This is a genomic window from Caulobacter sp. GW821-FHT11A05 (assembly GCF_058809015.1).
The window spans coordinates 167,861-191,382 of the sequence record NZ_JBXASF010000004.1 but is presented as its reverse complement, the minus strand read 5'-3'; the positions used below and the strand labels follow the sequence as shown (position 1 = coordinate 191,382).

At 69.9% G+C, this 23,522-nt stretch carries 22 protein-coding genes; 15 read left to right on the top strand and 7 right to left on the bottom strand.

The window, feature by feature from the left end; translation table 11 throughout:
* Positions 1–4 precede the first annotated feature (4 nt).
* Entirely contained in the window at positions 5–1,303 is a 1,299-nt protein-coding gene (gene cytX, locus AC1RSK_RS08465) for a putative hydroxymethylpyrimidine transporter CytX (RefSeq protein ID WP_492907054.1), read from the bottom strand.
* Positions 1,304–1,382: 79 nt separating this feature from the next.
* Here cytX and solA point away from each other — a divergent pair, with 79 nt between their 5' ends.
* The 3 genes from solA (at position 1,383) to AC1RSK_RS08450 (ending at position 4,364) form a co-directional block, all read left to right on the top strand.
* Positions 1,383–2,537, top strand: coding sequence for an N-methyl-L-tryptophan oxidase (gene solA, locus AC1RSK_RS08460; protein ID WP_492907053.1), 1,155 nt, complete (start codon positions 1,383–1,385; stop codon positions 2,535–2,537).
* A 419-nt stretch (positions 2,538–2,956) separates the two neighbouring features.
* Positions 2,957–3,553, top strand: coding sequence for a terminase small subunit (locus AC1RSK_RS08455; RefSeq protein WP_492907052.1), 597 nt, complete (start codon positions 2,957–2,959; stop codon positions 3,551–3,553).
* A 55-nt stretch (positions 3,554–3,608) separates the two neighbouring features.
* Complete coding sequence (locus AC1RSK_RS08450; protein WP_492907051.1) at positions 3,609–4,364, top strand: DNA polymerase III subunit epsilon; 756 nt, start codon at positions 3,609–3,611, stop codon at positions 4,362–4,364.
* Between the two features lie 160 nt (positions 4,365–4,524).
* Here AC1RSK_RS08450 and AC1RSK_RS08445 read toward each other — a convergent pair whose 3' ends face one another.
* Positions 4,525–9,489 (bottom strand): M10 family metallopeptidase C-terminal domain-containing protein, encoded by a 4,965-nt coding sequence (locus tag AC1RSK_RS08445; RefSeq protein ID WP_492907050.1) that lies wholly within the window; start codon positions 9,487–9,489, stop codon positions 4,525–4,527.
* A gap of 250 nt (positions 9,490–9,739) precedes the next feature.
* A complete protein-coding gene (locus AC1RSK_RS08440) occupies positions 9,740–10,474 on the bottom strand; it encodes an SDR family NAD(P)-dependent oxidoreductase (protein ID WP_492907049.1) in 735 nt (244 codons plus the stop codon).
* An 84-nt stretch (positions 10,475–10,558) separates the two neighbouring features.
* Between AC1RSK_RS08440 and AC1RSK_RS08435 the strand changes: the two genes are divergently transcribed.
* Together AC1RSK_RS08435 and AC1RSK_RS08430 are read left to right on the top strand one after the other, a co-directional pair.
* Positions 10,559–10,996, top strand: coding sequence for a winged helix-turn-helix transcriptional regulator (locus AC1RSK_RS08435; protein WP_492907048.1), 438 nt, complete (start codon positions 10,559–10,561; stop codon positions 10,994–10,996).
* A 35-nt stretch (positions 10,997–11,031) separates the two neighbouring features.
* Positions 11,032–11,379: a DUF2200 domain-containing protein gene (locus tag AC1RSK_RS08430; RefSeq protein ID WP_492907047.1), complete on the top strand. Its 348-nt coding sequence runs from the start codon at positions 11,032–11,034 to the stop codon at positions 11,377–11,379.
* A 233-nt stretch (positions 11,380–11,612) separates the two neighbouring features.
* On the opposite strand, the gene tipF is transcribed toward AC1RSK_RS08430, so the two are convergent.
* Complete coding sequence (gene tipF / locus AC1RSK_RS08425) at positions 11,613–12,881, bottom strand: flagella assembly cyclic-di-GMP phosphodiesterase TipF (RefSeq protein ID WP_492907046.1); 1,269 nt, start codon at positions 12,879–12,881, stop codon at positions 11,613–11,615.
* 190 nt (positions 12,882–13,071) lie between these two features.
* Between tipF and AC1RSK_RS08420 the strand changes: the two genes are divergently transcribed.
* From AC1RSK_RS08420 to AC1RSK_RS08400, 5 genes are read left to right on the top strand one after another with little or no spacing between them, the layout of a single operon-like run.
* Positions 13,072–13,377 (top strand): FeoA family protein, encoded by a 306-nt coding sequence (locus tag AC1RSK_RS08420; RefSeq protein WP_492907045.1) that lies wholly within the window; start codon positions 13,072–13,074, stop codon positions 13,375–13,377.
* Between the two features lie 46 nt (positions 13,378–13,423).
* A complete protein-coding gene (feoB, locus tag AC1RSK_RS08415; RefSeq protein ID WP_492907044.1) occupies positions 13,424–15,259 on the top strand; it encodes a ferrous iron transporter B in 1,836 nt (611 codons plus the stop codon).
* 29 nt (positions 15,260–15,288) lie between these two features.
* Positions 15,289–16,239, top strand: coding sequence for a DsbA family protein (locus AC1RSK_RS08410; protein ID WP_492907139.1), 951 nt, complete (start codon positions 15,289–15,291; stop codon positions 16,237–16,239).
* A gap of 57 nt (positions 16,240–16,296) precedes the next feature.
* Complete coding sequence (locus AC1RSK_RS08405; protein ID WP_492907043.1) at positions 16,297–16,566, top strand: type II toxin-antitoxin system Phd/YefM family antitoxin; 270 nt, start codon at positions 16,297–16,299, stop codon at positions 16,564–16,566.
* Positions 16,563–16,943: a type II toxin-antitoxin system VapC family toxin gene (locus AC1RSK_RS08400; RefSeq protein ID WP_492907042.1), complete on the top strand. Its 381-nt coding sequence runs from the start codon at positions 16,563–16,565 to the stop codon at positions 16,941–16,943. Before AC1RSK_RS08405 ends, AC1RSK_RS08400 begins: the two co-directional genes overlap by 4 nt.
* 2 nt (positions 16,944–16,945) lie before the next feature.
* On the opposite strand, the gene AC1RSK_RS08395 is transcribed toward AC1RSK_RS08400, so the two are convergent.
* Positions 16,946–17,824 (bottom strand): 3-hydroxybutyryl-CoA dehydrogenase, encoded by an 879-nt coding sequence (locus tag AC1RSK_RS08395; RefSeq protein WP_492907041.1) that lies wholly within the window; start codon positions 17,822–17,824, stop codon positions 16,946–16,948.
* 285 nt (positions 17,825–18,109) lie between these two features.
* On the opposite strand from AC1RSK_RS08395, the gene AC1RSK_RS08390 reads away from it, so the two are divergent.
* Positions 18,110–18,445, top strand: coding sequence for a TonB C-terminal domain-containing protein (locus AC1RSK_RS08390; protein WP_492907040.1), 336 nt, complete (start codon positions 18,110–18,112; stop codon positions 18,443–18,445).
* Between the two features lie 94 nt (positions 18,446–18,539).
* Here AC1RSK_RS08390 and gcvA read toward each other — a convergent pair whose 3' ends face one another.
* Complete coding sequence (gcvA, locus tag AC1RSK_RS08385; protein WP_492907039.1) at positions 18,540–19,502, bottom strand: transcriptional regulator GcvA; 963 nt, start codon at positions 19,500–19,502, stop codon at positions 18,540–18,542.
* A 128-nt stretch (positions 19,503–19,630) separates the two neighbouring features.
* On the opposite strand from gcvA, the gene AC1RSK_RS08380 reads away from it, so the two are divergent.
* The 3 genes from AC1RSK_RS08380 (at position 19,631) to AC1RSK_RS08370 (ending at position 21,466) form a co-directional block, all read left to right on the top strand.
* A complete protein-coding gene (locus AC1RSK_RS08380; RefSeq protein ID WP_492907038.1) occupies positions 19,631–20,002 on the top strand; it encodes a TonB C-terminal domain-containing protein in 372 nt (123 codons plus the stop codon).
* A 266-nt stretch (positions 20,003–20,268) separates the two neighbouring features.
* Positions 20,269–20,793 (top strand): GbsR/MarR family transcriptional regulator, encoded by a 525-nt coding sequence (locus tag AC1RSK_RS08375; protein WP_492907037.1) that lies wholly within the window; start codon positions 20,269–20,271, stop codon positions 20,791–20,793.
* A 13-nt stretch (positions 20,794–20,806) separates the two neighbouring features.
* On the top strand, positions 20,807–21,466 hold the full coding sequence (locus AC1RSK_RS08370) for a DUF4166 domain-containing protein (RefSeq protein WP_492907036.1): 660 nt from the start codon (positions 20,807–20,809) through the stop codon (positions 21,464–21,466).
* Positions 21,467–21,480: 14 nt separating this feature from the next.
* Here AC1RSK_RS08370 and AC1RSK_RS08365 read toward each other — a convergent pair whose 3' ends face one another.
* Positions 21,481–22,557 (bottom strand): NHL repeat-containing protein, encoded by a 1,077-nt coding sequence (locus AC1RSK_RS08365; RefSeq protein ID WP_492907035.1) that lies wholly within the window; start codon positions 22,555–22,557, stop codon positions 21,481–21,483.
* 168 nt (positions 22,558–22,725) lie between these two features.
* On the opposite strand from AC1RSK_RS08365, the gene AC1RSK_RS08360 reads away from it, so the two are divergent.
* Positions 22,726–23,403, top strand: a complete 678-nt coding sequence (locus tag AC1RSK_RS08360) for a transposase (RefSeq protein ID WP_492907034.1) — start codon at positions 22,726–22,728, stop codon at positions 23,401–23,403.
* Positions 23,404–23,522: the final 119 nt, after the last annotated feature.

Genomic DNA, 23,522 nt, shown 5'->3' with positions numbered 1-23,522 from the left:
CGTCCTAGACCCCGGCGGCGGGCCGCATGGCCGGCCAGCGCAGGGCGACATAGGCCACGGCGGCGATCACGAAGGCCGGCAGGGTGGCGCCGACGTCGGGCAGCAGCCGGCTGAAGGCCTGGTAGGCCCCGATGCCGACCGCCCAGGCCGCCAGGCCCGCCAGGTTCAGCCCGGGCAGGGCGGCGTTCGGGTCGGCGCGCCAGGGCCGGATGATGAAATGGTCGGCCAGCAGGACGCCGAACAGCGGCGCGAACACCGAGCCGATCAGCAGCAGGAAGCTCTCGTAATGGCCGAGCGGGGCGACGAGGGCGATGGCCGTGCACAGCACCCCGATGCCCAGCGCCAGCCGCGCGGGCCGCGCCCGCACCAGGGTGGCGGTGGAGACGGCGGCCGAATGGATGTCGGCGAAGGTGTTGTCGGTCTCGTCGATGACGATCAGCAGCAGGGCGACGCCGCCGCCGGTCGCGGCCAGGGCGGACAGCAACAGGCCTTCGCCGCCGCCGGCGGCCAGGGCGTAGGCGGCGCCCAGCCCCATGAACCAGATATTGGCCAGCAGGTAGCCGAGGGCGCTGCCCCGGAACATGGCCCCGGGGGTGCGGCCGAAGCGGGTGTAGTCGGCGATCAGCGGCAACCAGGACAGCGGCATGGCGACCACCAGGTCGACCCCGGCCGCGAAACTGGTCTCGCCGGTGCCGGGCCGGGCGAACAGGGCGGCCAGGTCGTGCTCGGCCAGCAGCCGCCAGCTCAGCCAGGCGGCGCCGCCGAGCAGCAGCCACAGGCCCCAGGCCCGCAGGAAGCGGCGGACGAACGACACCGGCCCCATGATCGCCAGGCCCGTGGCCAGGGCCCCGAACACCAGGGTCCAGACCATGGCGTTGGAGACCCCGAAGGTCTGTCTGGCCAGGGCGTCGGCGGCGTCGCGCATGGCGATGATCTCGAAGGCCCCCCAGCCGATCAGCTGCAGGGTGTTGAGCACGGCGGGGACGGCCGCGCCGCGCGCGCCCAGCGCCGGCCGCAGCGATCCCATGGCCGACAGCCCCGTCTCGGCCCCGACCAGGCCGGCCGCCGCCAGCAGGAGGACGCCCAGCACCGACCCCACGACGATGGCCCCCAGCGCCGCCCCCAGGCTGAGCCCGGGCACCAGGAAGGCCCCCGCCTGCAGCACCAGCAGGCCGATGCCGAGGCTGAACCACAGGGAAAAGGCGTCCAGCGCCCCGAACACCCGCCGGGCCGTCGGCACCGGCGTCAGTGGGTCGTAGGCGTCGCGGGCAGTGTCGTCGGGGATGTCGTCGGGCCGGGCCATGGCTATGGTTTATCAGGTCGTGACGTTCGGTGAACCCGCTAGACTTGGCGGCAGTCGTCACGAGCCGGGAGGGTGAGCTTTGCGCCAGTGCGATGTCGCGGTGATCGGCCTTGGCCTGATGGGCGCCGCCGCCCTGGAGGCGCTGCTGCGCCGGGGCGTCGACGCCATCGGCTTCGACCCGCTCGGACCGGGGGCGGAGCAGGGCTCGTCGCACGGTTCCTGCCGCATCTTCCGCCGCTTCAACTTCGAAAATCCCCACTACACCGGGCTGAGCGACGAGGCCCTGGCCGGCTGGGAGCGGCTGGAGGCGGAGAGCGGCCGGCGAATCCTGATCCCCTGCCCGGTGCTGGAGGCCGGGCCGAAAGGTTCGCCGCTGGTCAGGGGCTCGCGCCAGGCGGCTATTCACAATGGCCTGGAGGTTCCGCTGCTGACCGGCCGGCAGATCAACGCCCTGTTCCCGGCCTTCAACCTGCCGGACGACTGGGACGCCGTCGTCCAGGACGGCGGGGCCATCCTGCTGGCGCAGGTCGCCCTGGAGGTGTTGCGGGCCCAGGCCGAGGCGGCGGGGCGGATCGCGCCGCGGGCGGTGATCGGGCTGGAGCCCGGCCCCGACCAGGTTATCGTCCGGACGGCGGACGAGACCGTGCGGGCCGGCCGGGTCATCCTGGCGGCCGGCCCCTGGGTGACCCGGTTCCTGCCGGCCTTGGCCCCGCTGCTCGAGGTGACCCGCCAGACCGTCGGCTGGTTCGATCCGGCCCGTCCCGAGCTCGCCCGCCTGGACGCCTTTCCGATCTTCATCCTGGAGCGCAGCCAAACCGACACCCTCTACGGTTTCCCTGATTTCGAAGGCCGGGGCGTCAAGGCCGCGCCCCACAACCACGGCCGCCGCGTCGACGCCGACGCCTGGGGCCCGCCGGCCACCGACGAAGACCTGCGCCCGGTCGCCGAGGCCCTGGCCGAGCTCGCGCCCGGCGCCGCCGGCCGGATCCTCGACCGCGACGTCTGCCTCTACACCAACACCCGTCCGGCCGACCGCCGGCCGGATGCGGGCGAGGAATTCATCATCGACCGCTGGCCAGGGTCGCGGCTGATCCTGGCCTCGGCCTGTTCCGGCCACGGGGCCAAGTTCGCGCCGGCGGTGGGTGAGCGGCTGGCGCGGCTGGCGACCGAGCCGGCCTACCGGCCCGAGCCGGTCTACCGCCTGTCCCGCTACGGCGCCTTCCCGGAGGACTGAGCGAGGCCGCTTATCGAAGCGGCCGACCATTATACCGCGACGACCGCGAGGCGGCGCCGGGCCACAAAAAAGCGGGCGATTTCGCCGACGGCCGGCCGGCGGCGGCAAACCCCGCCAACCGTGGGCTTTGGCGTGGGCCAAGGGTTCGCGGCCGTGGCCCGGAGCGTTGGTCGCCGCGTTGGCCCGGGCGCTGCATCGGTTGGTCGAAAGCGCGCCGCCGCGACCCACACCCAAGGGGCGGCGGGGGCGCGGCGGGCCGGGGAGGGCCCCAGGCGGGGTGAATATGTCTATACATATTGGCTAAGGGTCTGGCGGGCTTGAGGTTTTTTCGCCCCCTTGCGCCGGGGCGGCGTGGGATAATGGTCTGGCCGCTTCGATAAGCGCGCCGCCGTCCCCCATCCCATCCGAGAGGACCTCCCGTGCCCGCCTACGCCGACACCCCCATGCCCGCGCCGGAGGCCGGGACGCGGCCCCTGACCCCGCTGCAGATGCGTTTCGTCCAGGAGTACCGCCTCGACGGCCGCGCCGCCGCCGCCGCCCGCCGCGCCGGCTACAGCCCCAAGGGGGCCCGCTGGAGCGGCTTCAAGCTGCTGCGCGATCCCCGGGTGCGGGCCCTGCTGGACGCCCCGGTCCATGAGGCGGGGCCATACAATGAGTTCACCGCTCTTGAGGAGCTGGCCAAGCTGGCCTTCGCCAATGTGCTCGACTTCGCCATCGTCCGCCCTGACGGTTCGCTGGAGGTCGACCTCGCCCGCCTCGAGCGCGATCGTACCGCCGCCATCCGCGAGGTCACCGTTCTGGAGAAGACCGACGGCGGCGGCGCGACCACCCGCCTCACCCGCCTGAAGCTGGCCGACAAGTCCCTGGCCCTGGCCCGTTTCCTGCGCTTCAGCGGGCTGGACGTGCTGGCGCACGGGCGGGGCTGGGAAGAGGGGGTGCAGAACCTGCTCAGCCAGCCGACGAAGGAGATCCTGGCGCGGGCCAAGGCGCGGCGACAGGAGCTGGGGTGGGAGTGAGGCGCCGCCGTCGCCGGGCTTGGTCCGTCCGGCCGGCGCCCCCATAGTCCGGCCCATGGCCCGTATCCGCGTCATCGATCTGGAGACCGCCGGGACCCTGCCGACCGACGTCTGCGAGATCGGCTGGCAGGACGTCGTCCAGTCCGGCCCGGACGGACGCTGGACGGTCACCGCCGAGCGCGGCGCCGCCTTCGTCAACCCCGGGCGGCCGATCAGCCCGGCCACCATGGCCATCCACCACATCCTGGACGAGGAGGTCGCCGGCGCCCCGTTCTGGAAGGACGCGGCCCCGCCGGTGCTGCGCCCGGCCGGCGGCGTCCTGGCCCTGGCCGCCCACCGCGCCGCCTTCGAGCAGCGGTACTGCACCCCGGCCCTGACCGGCGGGGCGGCCTGGATCTGCACCTGGAAGTGCGCCATGCGGCTGTGGCCGCATCTGCAGAGCTTCTCCAACCAGATGCTGCGCTACCAGCGCCGGCCGCAGGGGTTGGACCATGCGACGGGGCTGCCGGCCCACCGGGCCATGCCGGACGCCTATGTCACGGCGCATCACCTGCGGGACATGCTGAACGAAGCGCCGGTGGAACAGCTGCTGGCCTGGAGCCGCGAGCCGGGGCTGCTGCCGCGCGTGCCGAGGGGGCCGTTGAGGGGGGCGGCCTGGGGGACGTTGGCGGAGGAGGCGCTGACGGCGCTGGCCCGGGAGCGGGATGTGGATGTGCGGTTCAGCGCGGAGACGGAGTTGCGGCGGCGGGGGGTGGAGGGGGTGGAGGGGGTGGAGGTGGTGGTGGGGCCGGGGGCGCCTACGTTGTTTTAGCGTACCGCTGAGCGCGCCGCAGGGTTGGCCGAAATCGATATAGTGTCCCCTGATTTTAGGCAGTCCTTGTCCGCTGGAAAGCGGAACCTGGCCGAGGTGTCGAGGAGTCGACAGGGCTCGATGTCCGCAAGGCAGTCACTCACCCCGGCGGGGTCGCTTCCTAAAACAGCCAGTCGCCCTCGCCCTTGGTCGGTTGGACCGGCATCGGGCTCGGTAGGCCGATAAAGTCCGCTGCTGAGAGGTTGGACGCCTGCATCCCGGTCAGGATGACATAGCTGCCGTCGGCGAAGGTGATCTTCGCCCCGGCCGCCAGCTGGCCGATCGTGCTGTAGCCGCCGAAAGCGCTCAGATCGATGTGGTCGACGCCATCCTGAAAGTCGGCGATGGTGTTGGCCCCGTCGCCCAACCCGATGACGAAGATGTCGGCGCCCGCGCCGCCAGTCAGGGTGTCCTGACCCGCGGCGCCGATGAGGATGTCGTCGCCCTCGCCGCCGGACAGCTTGTCGGCCCCGGCGCCGCCTTCGAGGCGGTCCGAGCCGCCCAGGCCGTTCAAGGTGTCGTTGCCGTCCAAACCCTGGATAGTCTCCCACATATCCGTGCCGTTGATGGTGTTGGCGCTGATCGTGCCGACCAGAGTCGCCTGCTCGCCCGGAACCGTCGGCCCAGGAGGCGGAGGCGGCGGCGGCGGCGGCGGCGGCGGCGGAGGCGGAGGAGGCGGAGGAGGGGGAGGCGGCGGCGGCGGCGGGCTGGGCCCGGTGATGAAGTTGATGGAGCTCACCTGGCTGGCCTGGATGCCCGTCAGGGTCACCGCGCTGCCGTCGGAGAAGGTCAGCTTGGCCCCGGCCGCCATCTGGGTGACGCTGAAGCTGTTGAAGGCGCTGATGTCGAGCCTGTCCGCGGCCAGCTGGAAGTCCGCGATGGTGTTGGTCGCGCCATCGCCAGGTCCGACAACGAAGATGTCGGCGCCCGCGCCGCCGGTCAGGGTGTCCTGGCCCGCGCCGCCGATCAGCACATCGTCGCCGTCTCCGCCGTTCAGCTTGTCGGCGCCGGCGCCGCCTTCCAGGCGGTCCGAGCCTCCCAGGCCGCTGAGGGTGTCGTTGCCGTCCAGGCCCTGGATGGTTTCCCAGAGACCTGTGCCGTTGATGGTGTTGGCGCTGGTGTTGCCGGTTAGCGTCGCCTGGTCGCCCGGGACCACGCCGCCGGAGGGCGGTGGGGGCGGCGGGGGCGGCGGAGGCGGAGGAGGAGGAGGAGGAGGAGGCGGAGGAGGAGGAGGAGGAGGAGGAGGAGGAGGAGGGGGAGGAGGGGGCGGCAGACCGAGGAAGCTTGCTTCTGTCAGCGTCGAAGCCGTGACGCCGGTCAGCCGGAAGCTGATCCCCGTGCCGGTTCCAACCGTGACGACGGCATCGCTGCCGTCCTGGGCCGCGGCCCAGGTTCCAAAGCCGGTGATGTCGAGCCGGTCGGCTCCGACGCTGAAGTCGGTGACCGTGTCGGCCCCGCCGCCGGCGACGGCGATGAAGCGGTCGATGCCGGTTCCACCGGTGAGGATGTCCGAACCCGCGCCGCCGGTCAGGGCGTCGTCCCCCTCTCCGCCAATCAGCAGGTCATCGGCGTCGCCGCCCGTGAGGGTGTCGTTGCCGCCAAGGCCCTGTAGCTCGTCGCGGCCGGTCGTGCCCGTCAGGGTCTCGCCGGCGGACGTGCCCGTTTGCAGCGCGTAGGTCGGCGGCGGCGGCGGCGGAGGCGGAGGAGGCGGCGGCGGCGGCGGCGGCGGGCTGGGCCCGGTGATGAAGTTGATGGAACTCACCTGGCTGGCCTGGATGCCCGTCAGGGTCACCGCGCTGCCGTCGGAGAAGGTCAGCTTGGCCCCGGCCGCCATCTGGGTGACGCTGAAGCTGTTGAAGGCGCTGATGTCGAGCCTGTCCGCGGCCAGCTGGAAGTCCGCGATGGTGTTGGTCGCGCCATCGCCAGGTCCGACAACGAAGATGTCGGCGCCCGCGCCGCCGGTCAGGGTGTCCTGGCCCGCGCCGCCGATCAGCACATCGTCGCCGTCTCCGCCGTTCAGCTTGTCGGCGCCGGCGCCGCCTTCCAGGCGGTCCGAGCCTCCCAGGCCGCTGAGGGTGTCGTTGCCGTCCAGGCCCTGGATGGTTTCCCAGAGACCTGTGCCGTTGATGGTGTTGGCGCTGGTGTTGCCGGTCAGCGTCGCCTGGTCGCCCGGGACCACGCCGCCGGAGGGCGGTGGGGGCGGCGGAGGAGGAGGAGGCGGGGGTGGCGGAGGGGGCGGCGCGCTGTTCGGCAGGAACCTGAAATCGTCGTGCGTCAGGGACAGCAGATCGACATTCCGGAGCCGTACGAACTGGTCGGTCGACAGCACGACGATGGCGTCGGCCCCGTCCTGGCGAAGCTCGAGGAAGCCGGAGAATCCATGGAACTCCAGCCGGTCCTCGGTCCCGCCGGCCGCGAAGTCGGTGACCGTGTCGGTCCCGAGGGCGTCGCTGAAGGCGAACAGGTCGTTGCCGGTCCCGCCGGCCATGATGTCGTCGCCGCCGCCGCCCCAGATGACGTCGTCACCGGCCAGGCCCTGGATGGACTCGGCCTGATCGCCACCGGTCAGAGTTTCGCCCGCCGATGTGCCCGACACGGCGGGCAGCGGCGGTGGGGCTGGCGTCGGCGGCGTCGGCGGAACCGGAGCCAGCGGTGGCCGGAACGCCGGCCACGGTACGTTGGGTCCGCCCGCAGCGTAGCGGGCGCCGAGGTTGAGAATGTCGGCGTTGAGGATCAGGGCTGATGAGAATTCATCAAGCTGGATGAAGGCGTCGGCGCCCTCCTGGCGCATGGCCAGGATGCTGGTGTAGCCGTAGAAGAGCAGGTCGTCCTCGGCGAGGTTGTAGTCCTCGACGATGTCGTTGCCGCCGCCGACGGCCAGCATGTCGGCGCCCGAACCGCCGTTGTAGATATTGTCGCCGCTCCAGCCGAACAGCTTGTCGTCGCCGGCCCCGCCGTCCATCCGGTCGTTCGTGCCCTCGCCGCCCAGCACGTCATTGTTGGCGCCGCCGGCGTAGACCTTGTCGATCAGCGGAGTCGGCCGCACGAAGGCGACGAACTGGAAGTCGGCGGCGGTCAGCGCGGTCCTGGCGACATTCTTCAGCAGGATGCTGTCGGTGTCGGAAAACACCACCCGCGTGTCGGCGCCTTCCTGGAGCAGCTCGCGATAGGCGGCATAGCCGCGCACCTCGATCCGGTCGTTGACCCCCCCGGCGGTGAAGTCGAGCACGGTGTCCTGGCCATCGCCGGCCCGGTAGAGGATGCGGTCGTCGCCGGCCCCGGTGCGCAGGATGTCAGCGCCCTTGCCGCCGTCGAGCACATCGTCGGCCGCCGCGCCGGTCAGCTGGTCGTTGCCGCGTCCGCCCTCCAGCCGGCCGCCGGTGGCGCGGGCGGCGACGACCGGCGCGCCCGTCAGCGAGACGTTCAGCGTGTAGCTGTTCTCGTTGTAGACCGAGCTGCCGCCGTACTGGCGGATCATCACGTAGTAGACGCCCGCTGTCGGCAGGGTGAAGGACAGATAGGGGTCGTTGGCGGTGTCGCTGCCGGGGTCGGCGCCGGCCGTGTGATCATCGTTCCAGGCGATCACTGCGCCGCTGGCGTCGAGCAGATCGATCCACAGGTCGCCGGGGGCGGCGGTGTTGTCGATGTCCACCGTCAGCACCTGCCCGGCGGTCGAGGCGGTCAGCCTGAAGTAGCTGTTGCTGCCATCGCTGGTCGCCTGGACGGTAGCGTGGGGAATGGTGGTGGCGCTGGCGATCTCGGGATTGGCGACCAGGTCGAAGGCGCCGTCCAGGGAGATGGCGCGGCGCATCGTGTTGTTGCGCTGGCCGTGGGCCTTGATCAGATCGGCCGCCCCGTCCACCGGCCCGGCGATACCGGTCAGCACGTCATCGAAGGCCGAGCCGACGACATGTTCGATGGAGACCAGGGTGTCGGCGCCCTCCGGCCCGGCCGCCTGCTGGGCGAGGGCCAGGTTTACGGTGACGGCTGAGGCGGCCTGGCTGTAGTCGGCGATGTCGATGCCAGCGCCGCCTTCCAGCCGGTCGTCGCCGATGCCGCCGCGCAGGCGGTCGCCGCCCAACCCGCCGACCAGCAGGTCGTCGCCCGCCCCGCCGGACAGGACATCGTCGCCGCCCTGGCCGAAGACGCGGTCGGTCGAGGCGCCGCCGGTCACCAGGTCGGCCCCGTCGCCGGCCATCAGGTCGCCGACAATACGGCCGTACTGGCCGTCGTAGCGGTCGTTCTGGGAGCCGAGATCGACGACCCCGGTGATCAGGCCGGTGTTGATGACCAGGTCCCGCCCCTCATCGACGCGGATGTCGCCGGTGATGGTTCCGTGGTTGCGGACGGTGACGCCGTTGGACTCGCCGCCGTTGAAGTTGTTGCGTTCGAAGATGGCCGTGCGCGCGACGATCTCTCCGAAGTTGACGATCTCGATCGGCTGGTCGGCTCCGATGCCGAAATAGCTGAAGCCGACCGAATACTGGTCGCCGCCCGGGCCCAGATCGGTGGCCAGGATGCGGCCGTAGTTGAACAGCGAACCGCCGGTGGCGGCCATACTGACGCCGGCAGCTGTGTCGCCGTGCGAGGTGACGACGATGTCGCCGTAGTTGTAGACCACGCCGCCATTGTAATTGTAGACGCCGAACGCCTTGCCGGTGGCGTTGACCTCGACAAGGCCACGGTTGTCGACGACCGACCGCTGGGCGCCCATGTCGACGCCGATCGCGGTGCTGGCCTGGGCGACGATGATGCGGCCGGTGTTCAGCACCGGCGCGCCCGCCGCATAGATGGCGTGGATGTAGGTGTTCGGGTTGGAGCCGTAGATCAGCCCATTGTTGTGGATCCAGTAGGTCCCGGCGGTCTCGCCCATCGCATTGCCCTGGTCGGCGAAGACGATGAAGAACTGGATGGCGTTGGAGTCGGTCGAGACGAAGCGGATCTCGCCGTTATTCCTGAACAGCATCTGCGCCTGGGCGGGCGACAGGTGATAGCCGTACTGCGCCAGGTAATCGCCCTGGACATAGGAAACGTTGACGACCGTCCCCGAAGCGACCGTGTGGTCAGCGCTCAATGTGATCGCCATGTGTACGCCTTGAACCGCCTTGGCGGCTCCCCCCTACTGACGGCCTACCGGTAGCAGCGGAAGAGTAGAACGTCGAGGCGGTCCCGCCGGACTGGCGGGCGCGGCCAACCGACGTCAGCCAACTCCAAGCCCAAATGCAGGTCGCCGAACCGAGTGTGACAATGATCGCCCAGAGAGGAATCCAAAGCCTGGTTCAACCTCTGGAACAAGGGAGCAAAAAGGGGGACAGGCGCACCTGTCCCCCACCGCCTCACACCTGCGCCAACCCCCCATCCACAAACACCTCGCTCCCGGTCATGAAGCTGCTGTCCGACGACGCCAGGAAGGCGGCCGCCGCCGCGGTTTCGGCGGGGTCGCCGATGCGGCCGATGGGGGTGGTGGCGCCCAGGGCGGCCATGGTTTCCTCGCCCATGACGTCCAGCGCCAGGTCCGTGCGGGTCGGGCCCGGTGACAGGACGTTGACGCGGATGCCCGTACCGCGCAGGTCCAGCGACCAGCTGCGGGCCAGGTTGCGGATCGCCGCCTTGGTGGCGCTGTAGACGCTGAAGCCCGGCGTTCCCATGACCCCGGCGCTCGAGCCGGTGAGGATGATCGAGCCGCCGTCCGACATCAGGGGCAGGGCCTGCTGCACGGTGAACAACAGCCCCTTCACATTGACGTCGAAGGTCTGGTCGTAGTGGTCGGCCGTGATCTCGCCGAGCGGCGCCACCGCCCCGGTCCCGGCGTTGGCGAACAGGATGTCGATGCCGCCCCGCTCGGCCTTCACCGCCTGGTACAGCCGCTCCAGGTCGGCCGGATCGGTCACCGAGCCGGCCACGGCCCGCGCCGAGGACCCCAGCCGCGCCACGGCGGCGTCGAGCGCCGCCTGCCGTCGCCCGAAGAGGTAGACGAAGGCGCCCTCCGCGATGAACCGCTCGGCGGCCGCCAGGCCGATGCCGCTGCCGCCGCCGGTGATCACCGCGGTCTTGCCCTGTAATCTGCTCATGATGTGCTCCTTCATTGAGGTTGCACTGAGCTGGGCGCTTGCCCACCTATGGACAAGTATGCACCTTTTGGTAAGTACCTGGAAATGTCGTCAGAAGCCTCAACCCCGACCTCGCCCATTCCCCCGGCGGCCCCCGCAGCGGGCCAGACCTGCACCCCGACGCTGCCTGGTTTTACCTGCGGCCTCGACGCCACCCTGCGGGTCATCGCCGGCAAGTGGAAGCCGCTGATCCTCTACTTCCTCGCCCAGGGCGGCCGGGTCCGCTACGGCGAGCTGCGACGGGCCGTGCGCGACGTCAGCGACAAGATGCTGATCCAGCAACTCAAGGAGCTGGAGGCCGACGGCCTGGTGAAGCGGACCGACTACCGGGAAATCCCGCCGCGGGTGGACTATGGCCTGACGCCGCTGGGCCACAGCCTGGCCGAGGCCCTGGTGCCGCTCTGTTCCTGGGGCACGGAGAACATGGCCGAGGTCACCCGCGTCTTCGCCGAGCGGGAAGCCTGGAGCGGCAAAACGCGGTAGGCTGGGGTCAACGAGGGCGGCGGGTTGAGGGTGGAATGACCAAGCACCGGATTTACACGACCAGCTTCGCCAGCGTGTACCTGCTCTATGTCGCCAAGGCGGAGCGGAAGGGGCGGACCAAGGCGGAGGTCGATGAGATCATCCGCTGGCTGACCGGGCTGAGCCAGGAGGAGCTCGACGCCCACCTGGCCGCGAAGACGGACTTCGAGACCTTCTTCGCCGAGGCCCGGCTGAACCCGGCGCGGGGCGAGATCAAGGGCCTGGTCTGTGGCGTGCGGGTCGAAGAGGTGGCCGAGCCGCTGATGCGGGAGATCCGCTACCTGGACAAGCTCATCGACGAACTGGCCAAGGGCAGGGCGATGGGGAAGATTTTGCGGGGGTAGGGGGTCTCGGTCCAATCGACGGTCGGACCCTTTCCCCAATTTCCGCTCATCCCGGCGAATGCCGGGACCCATTTCGTAGGGCTCGCTGTCAAGTGAGCGTGCCCTTGGGCACGGCTATGATTGCCCCAGCCCGGACCTCGCCGTGCCTGAAGGCACGAATCCTGGCCGATGGCGCTCTATGAAATGGGTCCCGGCATTCGCCGGGATGAGCGGGATTGAGGGGGTAGGGGTCGCTAGCGCGCCCCGGCCCGGCGCAGGATGGCCTGTTGCATCAGGTCGACCGGCATGTCGGTTTCGGCCAGGACGGCGTCGCGGATGGCGCGGGGTTCGCCGAACAGGTGGCCTTGTCCAAACGCCATGTCGAGGTCGAGGATGTCGACGATCTGGCGTTCGCTCTCGACCTTCTCGACGATGGTCTCGACGCCGTAGCGGCGGGTCAGGCGGGCGAAGTCGCTGGCGTGCAGGTCCGGCAGGCTGCGGATGATCAGCCGGCCTTCGGTCTCTTCCAGCTGGTCGAGCAGCATCTGGGCGCCGACCTTGATGAACTTGATGTCGGCGCGGGCCAGGTCCTGGAAGTCGAGGTCGAGGTCGACGACCTTGTCGAGGCTGAAGCGGAAGCCGAGGTCGGCGAGGCGGGCCATGTGGCGGGCCTCGATGGGGCCGCGCTGGTCGAAGGCGGCCTGACCCAGTTCGAAGATCAGGGCCCCGGCCAGGTCCTTGTTGGCCGACAGGAACTCCAGGAACTGCGGGAAGAAGCTCTCGTCCGACAGGCTGGCCAGGCTGATGTTGCAGAAGATGCCGACCTTGCGGTCCTGGCGGGCCAGGCGCCGCACGATCTGCACGCAGCGGAACAGCAAGAGGTTGTCGATGGCGGCGACCAGGCCCATCGGCTCGGCCACCGACAGGTATTCGGCCGGCATCATCACCCGGCCGGTCTCGTCGCGCAGGCGGCTGAAGCTCTCGTAGAAGACGGTGCGGCGCTGGGGCAGGGAGACGATCGGCTGCAGGTAGAGGTCGACGCGGTTGTCGGCCAGGGCGTCGCGGACGGTGTCGAGCAGGGCGGCCGACTGCGGGTTGCGGCCGCGGCCCGGGGTGCGGGCCGCGCTGACCTGGTGCGACAGCTGGTCTTCGAGACGGTCGCCAAGCTTCTGGACCAGGTCCTCCAGCTGGTGGACCTCGCTGGTCAGTTCCTCGGAGCGGCGGGCGGCGTCGAGGGTGACGGTCTCGACGATGTCGCCAAGGCGGGCGTCGACCCGCTCCAGCTGGTCGGCGAGGATCTGGTTGGCCTCGCGGACATTGCCGATCTCGTCGCTGAGGCGGGCGTTGTCGAGGGCCATGGCGATGAGGCCGTGGAAGGCGAAGCAGAGGCCGAGCGCGCCGACGAAGGCCGCCAGACCGATGGAGACGCCGGCCTGCGGCGCCAGACGGCCAATCAACACCGCCGCCAGCAAGGCGAGGGTGAGGTACAGACCGGTCAGGAGCCCCAGGGTAAGCTTGCGCATCGTCCCACGCTTGCGAATCGCCCGATCAGTATCGGCGACCGGACATCATGGTGTCCAAGGTCTTAACGACGCATTGGAGTCTTTGGGGAGTCTTTGCAGAAACCGAGCGGGAAATTTGCACGCGACTCGCAACCGCATCGACACCGTCCATGCGACCTGATAACGGTTCGCAAGTTTTTCCGGGATGGCGATGTCCAAGGTTTTCTCAGAGTCGGCGAGTGCTTCAGGGGTTCAGACGGGCGAGCCGCTCAGCGCCGCGCCGGTCGGCCGGCCGGGGGTGATCGTGCTGGTCGACGGCAGCCTGGCCGACGCCGGGGTGCTGGGCCCCGAGGAGCTGGAGCGGCGGCTGCTGGAGCTGGGCTTCGTCGAGGGGGCGCGGGTCGAGATCCTGCATGAGGGCGCCTTCGGGCGTGATCCGATCGCCGTGAAGCTGGACGACATGCGGGTGGCGCTGCGCCGGCGCGAGGCGCGGGCGATCGAGGTGAAGTTTGACTGACGCAGTTCTTTCGCCGGCGCGCCCCTCCACTGCGAGATTGGCGCTGGTGGGCAATCCCAATTCCGGCAAGACCGCCCTGTTCAACGCCCTGACCGGCAGCCGCCAGAAGGTCGCCAACTACGCCGGCGTCACCGTCGAGCGGAAGGAAGGCCATCTGACCACGGCCGGCGGCCGGCATCTGAGCGTGCTCGACCTGCCCGGCACCTACAGCTTGCGGGCCCGCAGCCCCGACGAGGAGGTCACCCGCGACGCGGTGCTCGGCCGCCTGGCCGGCGAGCAGGAGCCCGACGTGCTGATCGCCGTTGCCGACGCGACCAACCTGCGGCTAGTGCTGCGGCTGATCCTGGAGCTGAAACAGGTCGGGCGGCCGTTCGTGCTGGCCCTCAACATGTTCGACATCGCCCAGCGCCAGGGGCTGCGCATCGACGTCGAGGGGCTGTCGAAGGAACTGGGCGCGCCGGTGATCACCACCGTGGCCACCCGCAAGCGCGGCATCGACGACCTGGTCGCCGCCGCCGAGGCGCTGTTCGAACAGCACGCCGAGAACGCCAACGTCTGGCGCGAGCCGAGCGCCGCCGAGATCCGCGCCGCCCACGGCGAGGCCCAGCGCATCCTGCGCACCTATGTGAAACCGGCCGAGCGTCCCGACACCTTCACCGGCAAGGTCGACGGGGTGCTGCTGCATCCGGTGGCCGGCCTGGCCATCCTGTTCGCCATCCTGTTTCTGATGTTCCAGGCGGTGTTCACCTGGGCGACGCCGCTGGCGGACCTCCTGGAAGGCGCGGTGCTGGGGCTCGGGGCCCTGGTCGCGGGTGTGCTGCCCGACGGTCTGGCCCAGAGCCTGATCGTCGATGGCCTGATCGCCGGGGTCGGCAGCGTGGTGGTCTTCCTGCCGCAGATCCTCATCCTGTTTTTCTTCATCATCCTCTTGGAAGACACCGGCTACATGGCCCGGGCCGCCTTCCTGATGGACAAGCTGATGGGCGCCGCCGGCCTGCACGGGCGCACCTTCCTGCCGCTGCTGTCGAGCCTCGCCTGCGCCATCCCCGGCATCATGGCCACAAGGGTCATCGACCAGAAGCGCGACCGGCTGACCACCATCCTGGTCGCGCCGCTGATGACCTGTTCGGCCCGCATCCCGGTCTACACCCTGATCATCGCCGCCCTGATCCCCAACACCAAGGTCTGGGGCTGGATGAGCCTGCAGGGGATGGTGATGTTCGGCCTCTACGCCACCGGCATCGTCGCCACCCTGGTGGTCTCCTTCGTCATCCAGCGGCTGTTCTGGCGCACGCGGTCGGAGCCCTTCATGATGGAGATGCCGGCCTACAAGACGCCGGACGCCGCCCAGGTGGCGCGGCAGCTGTGGCAGCGGGCCTGGATCTTCATCGAGCGGGCCGGGCGGATCATCCTGCCGCTGATGGTGCTGGTCTGGATCCTGTCGACCTTCCCCTATCCGCCGGAAGGGGCCACCGGGCCGGCCATCGACTACAGCTTTGCCGGCATGATCGGCCACGCCATCGAGCCCCTGCTGCGCCCGATCGGCTTCAACTGGGAAATGTCGGTGGCGCTGATCCCCGGCATGGCCGCCCGCGAGGTCGCGGTGGCGACGCTGGGCACCATCTATTCGGTCGGCGATGTCGAGGGTTCGGGCCTGTCGATCCTGGAGGGCATCGTGCGCACCCGCTGGTCGCTGGCCACGGGCCTTTCCTTCCTGGCCTGGTACGTCTTCGCCCCGCAGTGCGTGGCGACCCTGGGCGTGGTCAAGCGCGAGACCAACAGCTGGACCTGGCCAGCGGTGATGTTCTTCTACATGCTGGCCTTGGCCTATCTGGCCTCGTTCATTACCTTCAACGTCGCCAAGGCGCTGGGGTGGGCCTGAGGCCCAAAGAGGAACTGACTTTGCGTCCGATGTTGCGCGGCCTCGCCGGCCTGCTGACCGCCCTGCTGCTTGGCGCGCCGGTTCTGGCGCAGGAGACGCCGAAGATTCCGGTCTTCGCCGAGGCGCGCACGCTGGGCGACGCCGGCGCGCCGGTGACCATGCAGGCCTATCTGTCGTTCGGCTGTCCGCACTGCATCGACTGGTACGCCAAGGAATTTCCCGAGCTGAAGCGCCGCTACATCGACACCGGCAAGGTGCGGCTGGTGTTCGTCGAGTTCCAGGCGGGCCACGCCAACCTGGCCCGGGCCGGCGTCGCCGCCGCCCGCTGCGCCCCGAAGGACCGCTACTGGGCCGCCGCCGACGCCCTGTTCCGCACCCGGCCGAAACTCCTCAAGGGACCTGAGGACCAGGACGACTACGGCCAGCAGCTGCTCGACACGGCCGGCTGGGCCGAGGAGGCGGTGGCCAAGGCGGGCATCGACATGAAGGCCTGGCGCGCCTGTGACAAGGACGCCCAGCTGGCGGCGCTGGACGCGCGGATGCAGAAGGCGATGGCCCAATACCCCGGCTACGAGGGCGGCACGCCGGTGTTCGTCTTCAACGGCGAGCCGGGCGAGGGGGCGACGCTCGACTGGGCCGAGTACAGCATCACCCGCGCCAGCAAGGCGGCCGGCAAGCCGCTGACCACGGCCACCCACTACGACCTGTTCTGCGCCGGCGCCCTGACCCCGGCCGGCGGCGGCCAGCCGCAGGTGTTCGAGCTGCGCTGGAGCCGGCAGGGCGAGCTGTGGCGGCTGACGCGCGGGGCGGCCAGCGACAAGGGGGCGCCGCCGCGCCTGCGAGCCGGCGGTCAGGTGTTGAGCGACGGGGCGCGGGAATATCTGCTGGATGCGAAGGCTGATCTGAAGTTGCTGGGGTCGTCGGGCGAGACCCTGGACGCGGCCTGCGCCCAGATCGCGCCGACGCCGTTTCCGAGGTAGTCGAGGAGTTGGACCAACTGATTGGACCAACTTGAGCATTTATGCTAGGATCGGCCTATGACGATCCAGATGAACATCGCCGAGGCCAAGGGAAAGCTCTCCGAGCTCGTCACCCGCGCGGAAGCGGGAGAAGAGGTCGTTCTTGCGCGCAATGGCAAGGTGGTCGCCCGGATCGTCCCCACGACCGTGACGCCGAAGGGGCCTCGCAAGCTTGGCGCCTGGGCGCACCTAGGCCCACTTGAAGACCCCGACCTGTTCCTGCAGCCCGACCCGGAGATGGAAGCCTGGCTCGAAGCTTGGGAAAAAGCACCGATTTGTCCTGAATGAGGCTGTTGCTCGACACCCACGTGTTGATCTGGGCGGTGAGGGCTCCGGATCTTCTCAGCGAACAGGTCCGGGGCCTTTTGGAGGATCGCGACAACCAACTGCTTGTCAGTGTGTTGGCGGCCTACGAAATCGAACTCAAGCGTGACCGCGATCCGGACCTCGCCGCGCTGCCCGTGCAACTTACGCCGATCCTGCGTCAGATGGACATGGACTGGCTGCCCCTGACGGAGCGCCATGCCATCCTGGCCGGCAAGCTGCCGCGAATTCACGGCGATCCGTTTGATCGATTCATGATCGCACAGGCCAGGATTGAAGGGGCGACCCTGGTGACCAAGGACCGGACGATCCCGACCTATGGCATACCGACGATCTGGTAGCCCTATCGCGTCGGGATCGGCGTCTCGCCGCGGTAGTCGTAGAAGCCGCGGTTGGCCTTGCGGCCCAGCCAGCCGGCCTCGACATACTTCACCAGCAGCGGGCAGGGGCGGTACTTGGAGTCGGCCAGGCCCTCGTGCAGCACGTTCATGATGCTCAGCACCGTGTCCAGGCCGATGAAGTCGCCCAGCTCCAGCGGACCCATCGGATGGTTGGCGCCCAGCTTCATGGCGGTGTCGATGCTCTCCACCGTGCCGACGCCCTCGTAGAGGGTGTAGATGGCCTCGTTGATCATCGGCACCAGCACGCGGTTGACGATGAAGGCCGGGAAGTCCTCGGCGTTGGTGGTGGTCTTGCCCAGGCTGCGGGCGAAGTTGACCGCCGTCTCGTAGGTGTCGACGTCGGTGGCGATGCCGCGGATGACCTCGACCAGCTTCATCAGCGGCACGGGGTTCATGAAGTGCAGGCCGATGAACCGCTCCGGCCGGTCGGTGGTCGAGGCCAGGCGGGTGATCGAGATCGAGGAGGTGTTGGAGGCCAGCAGGGTGTGCTCGCCCAGGTGCGGCGCCAGGCTGCGGAAGATGGCCTTCTTGACGTCCTCGTCCTCGGTGGCGGCCTCGATGGCCAGGTCGGCGGCGCCGATCAGGGCGACATCGTCGGTCGGCTTGATCAGGGCCATGGCCGGGGCGACGGCGGCCGCATCGATGATGCCCCGCGCCGCCTGGCGGCTCATGTTGCGCTCGATGTTCTCCAGCGCCGCGTCGATCTTGGCGCGCTCGAGGTCATGCAGCCGCACTTCGTAACCGGCCAGAGCACAGACGTGGGCGATACCGGAGCCCATCTGGCCGGCGCCGATCACGCCGACCGACTTGATTTGCGTCATCGACGACACCTTTAGGTTCTTGGCCACGCCGGCCCTCGGGAGGGGCCGTTCAATCCGGGTCGGACCTTCTAGCACACCCTGCGCCGGGTTCGCCAAGTCTTTGCTGCAATGCAGCGAAACCCTAGGATTTCTAAGGGTTTGGCGCGCTCGCGGAGGCGTGTCCGACGTTACTAAGACTTAATGCCACCGTCCGCATCCGTTCGCATACCTGTTGTCCTCTACCTCAGTGTAGACGGCGTGAAAGCGTCGGAAATTTCCTCCCCCGGAAACAAAAAGGACCTTGTCATGAACCGCATCCTCCCCCTCGCCGGCGCCCTGTTGATCGCCGCCCTCGGCGCCTCCGCCGCCAACGCCAGCCCGGCCTCCGACGCCTGGGTGGCGAAGACCAAGGCCGCCCTGCAGGCCAAGGTCGAGGCCGCCGGCCTGGCCGACGACGGCAAGAGCGTGAAGATCAAGCTGCGCCTCGGTTCGGCCGGCGCCGACGCCGTGCAGATCGCTGAAACCAGCGGCTCGGCCGACTTCGACACCGCCGTGAAGGGCGCCGCCAAGAACACCGACGTTCCGCGTCCCCCGTCCGACCTGGTCGGCCGCACCGTGACCTTCACGCTCGGCCAGCCGTAAGGCTCCTTCACGAGACGAGCCCGTCCGGGCGGCGGAACCGCGAACACTTCCGCCTGACGGGCTCTGCAGACAGGCGCCGACGGCGGCCAAGGCCTCAGGCCAAGGTCGGCGCTTCAGCGGGGAGGGGGTCTGGGGCTCCCTCCCCGTTTCCTTGTCTGGTGGCCCCAATGTCTTGCCTGGTTGAGGCGTCCAGCCGGGCCTCGGCCAGCAGCCAGTCCCGCAGGGCCAGGATGCGCGGCAGCTTGGCGGCGTCGGCCCGCCAGAGGAAGTGGTAGTCGGCGTGGGCCCGCAGCTGTCCGCTCAGCGGCCGCACCAGCCGGCCCTCGGCCAGGGCGTGGACGACCAGGAACTCCCGGGCCAGGGCGACGCCCAGCCCCTGCATCGCCGCGTCGACCAGCACGGCGGAATCGTCGAACGACAGCCCGGCGCGCGGCCGTGGGGCGTCCAGGCCCTGGGCGGCGAACCACAGCTCCCAGCCGTAGTCGGTGTGGGTCAGCAGCGGCGTGTGGGCCAGATCGGCAGGGCCGGCGATCGGATGGCGGGCCAGGAAATCGGGGCTGCAGACCGGGAACCAGTGCTCGGTCATCAGATGCGCCTGCTCGACCCCCGGCCAGGGGCCCCGGCCGTGGCGGATGGCGCAGTCGACGCCGTCGTTGGTGAAGTCGGCCAGCCGCTCGGACATCTGCAGCTCCAGCCCGCCGACCGCCTCGGGCAGGCGCGACAGGCGCGGGATCAGCCAGCGTCCGGCCATGGCGTGGACGGCGCTCAGCACCAGGGGCGTGGCCCGCCCCATCGCCTCGGCCTCGGCCACGCCGTCGTTCAGGATGCCGACCGCCCTGCGCACCCGACCGGCCAGCTGCACGGCGGCGGGGGTGGGCTCCATGCGGTTGCCGCGGCGGATGAACAGGCAGAGGCCGAGCTCCGCTTCCAGGCGGCGGATCTGCTGGCTGACCGCGCCATGGGTGACGAACAGCTCCTCGGCGGCGCGGCTGTAGCTGTTGTGGCGGGCGGCCGCCTCCAGGGTGCGCAGGGCGATGAACGGGGGCAGGCGAGCCATGCGGGCTTGTTAGCGTGGCTCACAGCGCAGTGCAAAAGCTATCGTTCGCGGAACGGGGGCTGGCGGCCCATATCTGTCTTCGCGGCGCCGCTCTTCCCCCAACCGCAACTCGAAAGCTCGAACCCAAGATGACCCGTAACCTCCTCGCCTTCGCCGGCGCGGCCGTGCTGTCGGCCGCCAGCCTGACCCTGGCCCACGCCAGCCCCGCCTCCGACGCCTGGATCGCCCAGACCAAGGCCGCCTTTGCGGAGAAGATCGCCGCCGCCGGTCTCAATGACGACGGCAAGGCCGTCGCCCTCAAGCTGACCATCTCGGCCAGTTCGGACGGCAACGGCCTGCGCGTGGTCCGCACCAGCGGCTCGGGCGACTTCGACGCCGCCGCCAAGGCGGCCGTGAAGGACGCCGACCTCAAGCGTCCGCCGCCCGAACTGGTCGGCCGCACCGTGACCTTCACCCTCGGCGACCCGGCCGCCGGCCCCTCCGCCGCCGGGACCCGTTAGGGCGAAGCGCCGGCGGGACGGATTCGGGCCCGTCCCGCCGGCCTAGTTCCTCCCCCTCTCGGGGGAGGTGGCAGGCGCGTAGCGCCTGACGGAGGGGGTCACCCCGAACGTCCGCGGACGTGCCGACCCTTCCGCCGGTGGGGACCCCCTCCACCCCGGCCTGCGGCCGCGGTCCCCCCCCCGATGGGGGAGGAACTGCGCAAACCCCTCTTGCACCCTCCACCAATTTCGCCTATTTCTGTCATGACAGAAATAGGCGAAATGCCATGCAGATCACCGCCGCCATGCGCCGCTACGTCCTCCACTGGGGCGAGATGGGACAGCGTTGGGGGGTGAACCGCACTGTCGCCCAGATCCACGCCCTGCTCTACCTGGCCGAGGCGCCGCAGAACGCCGAGCAGATCGCCCTGGCCCTCGGCGTGGCGCGGTCGAACGTCTCGACCAGCCTGAAGGAACTGATGGGCTGGGACCTGATCCGGCTGGTCCATCTGGAGGGCGACCGGCGCGACCATTTCGCGGCCCGCACCGACCCCTGGGACATGCTCGAACTGATCGTCGAGGGCCGCAAGCGCCGCGAGATCGACCCGACCCTGGAGATGCTCAACGCCTGCGTCGCCGAGGCGGAGGCCGACAGGGCCACCCCCGCCTACGCCCGCGAGCGGCTGAAGGCCATGCAGGGCTTCCTGGTCCAGCTCGACGGCTGGCACCGCCAGATGCGCGATGTGCCAAGGCCCACCCTGATCAAGCTGATCGCGCTGGGCGGGCGTATCGCCAAACTCATCGGACGTTAGGGGAGGGGATCCCATGTACAGGAATGGGGGGACGCTGGTTGCCTGGGCTGGGAGACTGAGGGTCCGGCCGGCGCCGTCGACCCCAGCCATTCTGGACTTCCGCCGCCTGGTCGGCGAGGCCGCCTGGAGCCGCCTGCCGCTGGCGGTGCGCGAGCGCTTCGGCGTCCACCGCATGGGCGAGGAGGTGGTCTATCCCGGCGAGATGGTCGTCCGGGCTAGCCGCTTTGGCCGCTGGCTGGCCCAGGCCTGCCGCCTGATCGGCACGCCGCTGGCCCCCTGGACCGGCGAGGCGGTGCCCATGCGGGTGGTGGTGCGGATGGAGGAGAGGGGCGTGGTCTGGGACCGCTACTATCGCTTCCCGGGCCGGCCGGAGATGCTGGTCAGCTCGCGCAAGCAGCTGGGCCGGGCCGGCGAACTGCTGGAGGTGGCGCGCGGCGGCCTGGGCATGCGCTCGGAGGTCACCGTCGAGGACGGCGCCCTGCATTTCCGCGGCAAGGGCTATGTCTGGGTGCTGGGAGGCCTGGTCCTGCCCCTGCCCAGCCTGCTGACCCCCGGCGCCGCCCATGTGGTGCACGAGGACCTGGGGAACGGGCGGTTCCGCTTCGCCATGCGCTTCATCCACCCCTGGGTGGGCGAGACGGTGTTCCAGGAGGGGGTGTTCGTCGACCCATAGGCGTTTCGGGCGCCTCAGGTCCTGACCGGCCGCCGCGACAGCCAGACCATCGCGCCGACAGCCAGGGCCGCCGCCAGTCCGCCGCCGAGCCAGAACAGGCTCGCCGACTCCGCCCTCTCAGAGTCTGGCCCGTCGGATCCCGGAGAGGCGGCGACCGGGCCGGTGTCGCCTGGCGAGGCGACCACCTGGCCGCGGCCGTTCCGCACCTCCACGACCCGCATGCGGTGGGAGCGGTGTTCGGGATCGTCTTCCGCCTCCAGCACCAGAAGCCGCGGTCCCGAGACGGCCACCCCGGTCGGCAGCCAGCCGGCCGGCGACCGGTAGAGGGTCTCCGCCTGTCCGCCGCCGGCCGGAACCGCCAGCACCAGGCGCCGCCCCATGTCGGCCGCCAGCACCCGGCCGTCGCCGGTCAGGGCCAGGCTCCGCAGGTGGCTTTGGGCCGATCCCGTGAACAGCGTCGTTGCCGTCCCGCCCGGCGCTAGCCTGCGCAGCACGGGGCCATGGCTGAACAGCAGCCCGCCGCTGGACGGCACGATCACGCCGCCGGGGCTGGACGGGGTCTTCTGGACAAAGCCGGCCGCGACGGCCGGGTCGCCGAACAGCAGGTCCACCCGCCCGGCCGGATCGCGCCGCAGCACCAGGGTGCGGTGATCGTCGTCGGACGGCTGCTGCACGACGTAGCGATTGCCGGCCGCGTCCAGCCACAGGCCCATGCCCCGCGCGGGCCGGGTGGTCGGGGCGACGATGTAGCGTTCCTGGCCGGCGAGGCCGCGCCGCCAGATGGCGGTCCAGAAGGTCTGGGTGGCCGGATCGTAGCGGTTCTCGTCGCCCTCGAGGGCCGCGCCGTCGGGGGTCAGGCTCAGCTCATGCACATGGGTGTCGGGCGTGCGCGGCCGAAAGACGCTCAAGGCCCCGTCCGGGGCCAGCCGCCAGACCGCCTCCAGGTCGCTGAAATAGACATTGCCCCTGGCGTCGGCGACGAGGCCGTAGGGTGGATGCGCCTGGGCCAGCCCGGGAACGAGCAGGGCGACGAGGCAGAGAACGGGCCCGGCAAGCTGGCTGAGAAGCGGACGGCGAGGCGGTGTGCGCATGGGAGGAGGCTACGCCCTTTTGCGCCGAGCCGCGAACCCGCTGCCGTCGCCTCAGTCCGACAGTAATTTCGGGGACACTATACTTAATTGCCCGCCGTCCGCGGCGACTGAAGACTCGCCGTGATAATTAAGTATAGTGTCCCCGAAATAGAAAGTGAGGCGGGGTTGATGGCGAGAATGGCCAGGGTGGTGGCGCCGGGCGAGCCGCATCACGTGACCCAACGCGGCAACCGGCGCCAGCCAACCTTCTTCGGCGAGGAGGACTATGCGGTCTACCGCCACCTGCTGGCGGGCGGCTGCCGAGCGGCCGGCGTCGAGGTGCTGGGGTACTGCCTGATGCCCAACCATGTGCACCTGATCCTGGTCCCTGGCGATGAGGGCGGGCTGCGCGCCGCCCTGGCCGAGACGCACCGCCGCTACTCATGGCACATCAACCAGCGCCAGGGCTGGCGGGGTTATCTCTGGCAGGGGCGGTTCGCCTCGGTGGTGATGGATGAGGCGCATCTGCTGGCCTGCGCCCGTTATGTGGAGCTCAACCCCGTGCGCGCCGGGCTGGCCGCCAAGCCGCAGGACTGGGCCTGGTCAAGCGCCCGGGCTCACCTGGAGGGCCGTGACGACGCGCTGGTGGCGGTGGGCCCGATGCTGGAGCGGATACTGGACTGGGCGGATTTTCTCGGCCTGCCTCCGAGCGAGGCGGAGCTCAAGGCGATCCGCGCCGGCGAGCGGACCGGTCGGCCGCTGGGCTCGGCCGGCTTCATCGCCCGGCTGGAAGCGGACCTCGGACGGAATCTGGCCAAGCGGAAGACCGGACCGAAGCCGCGTGGGGGCGAGGCTGCCGACGCTTAGTTTCGGGGACACTATACTTAATTTCCCCAACCCGCGTTGGACCTCCCGCGATGTTGCTGGAGTTTCGGGGACACTATACTTAATTCCCCTCACCAGCGTTGGACCTCCCGCGATGTTGT

Bases quoted from the DNA above. Each gene is read 5' to 3' on its own strand.
- AC1RSK_RS08375 (WP_492907037.1), top strand. From the start codon at position 20,269: ATGCAGATCACCGCCGCCATGCGCCGCTACGTCCTCCACTGGGGCGAG.
- AC1RSK_RS08435 (WP_492907048.1), top strand. From the start codon at position 10,559: ATGTCGTCAGAAGCCTCAACCCCGACCTCGCCCATTCCCCCGGCGGCC.
- AC1RSK_RS08360 (WP_492907034.1), top strand. From the start codon at position 22,726: ATGGCGAGAATGGCCAGGGTGGTGGCGCCGGGCGAGCCGCATCACGTG.
- AC1RSK_RS08390 (WP_492907040.1), top strand. From the start codon at position 18,110: ATGAACCGCATCCTCCCCCTCGCCGGCGCCCTGTTGATCGCCGCCCTC.
- AC1RSK_RS08450 (WP_492907051.1), top strand. From the start codon at position 3,609: ATGGCCCGTATCCGCGTCATCGATCTGGAGACCGCCGGGACCCTGCCG.
- gcvA (WP_492907039.1), bottom strand. From the start codon at position 19,502: ATGGCTCGCCTGCCCCCGTTCATCGCCCTGCGCACCCTGGAGGCGGCC.
- AC1RSK_RS08405 (WP_492907043.1), top strand. From the start codon at position 16,297: ATGACGATCCAGATGAACATCGCCGAGGCCAAGGGAAAGCTCTCCGAG.
- AC1RSK_RS08365 (WP_492907035.1), bottom strand. From the start codon at position 22,557: ATGCGCACACCGCCTCGCCGTCCGCTTCTCAGCCAGCTTGCCGGGCCC.
- AC1RSK_RS08430 (WP_492907047.1), top strand. From the start codon at position 11,032: ATGACCAAGCACCGGATTTACACGACCAGCTTCGCCAGCGTGTACCTG.
- AC1RSK_RS08370 (WP_492907036.1), top strand. From the start codon at position 20,807: ATGTACAGGAATGGGGGGACGCTGGTTGCCTGGGCTGGGAGACTGAGG.
- AC1RSK_RS08395 (WP_492907041.1), bottom strand. From the start codon at position 17,824: ATGACGCAAATCAAGTCGGTCGGCGTGATCGGCGCCGGCCAGATGGGC.
- AC1RSK_RS08440 (WP_492907049.1), bottom strand. From the start codon at position 10,474: ATGAGCAGATTACAGGGCAAGACCGCGGTGATCACCGGCGGCGGCAGC.
- AC1RSK_RS08410 (WP_492907139.1), top strand. From the start codon at position 15,289: ATGTTGCGCGGCCTCGCCGGCCTGCTGACCGCCCTGCTGCTTGGCGCG.
- tipF (WP_492907046.1), bottom strand. From the start codon at position 12,881: ATGCGCAAGCTTACCCTGGGGCTCCTGACCGGTCTGTACCTCACCCTC.
- AC1RSK_RS08380 (WP_492907038.1), top strand. From the start codon at position 19,631: ATGACCCGTAACCTCCTCGCCTTCGCCGGCGCGGCCGTGCTGTCGGCC.
- cytX (WP_492907054.1), bottom strand. From the start codon at position 1,303: ATGGCCCGGCCCGACGACATCCCCGACGACACTGCCCGCGACGCCTAC.
- AC1RSK_RS08400 (WP_492907042.1), top strand. From the start codon at position 16,563: ATGAGGCTGTTGCTCGACACCCACGTGTTGATCTGGGCGGTGAGGGCT.
- AC1RSK_RS08420 (WP_492907045.1), top strand. From the start codon at position 13,072: ATGTCCAAGGTTTTCTCAGAGTCGGCGAGTGCTTCAGGGGTTCAGACG.
- AC1RSK_RS08445 (WP_492907050.1), bottom strand. From the start codon at position 9,489: ATGGCGATCACATTGAGCGCTGACCACACGGTCGCTTCGGGGACGGTC.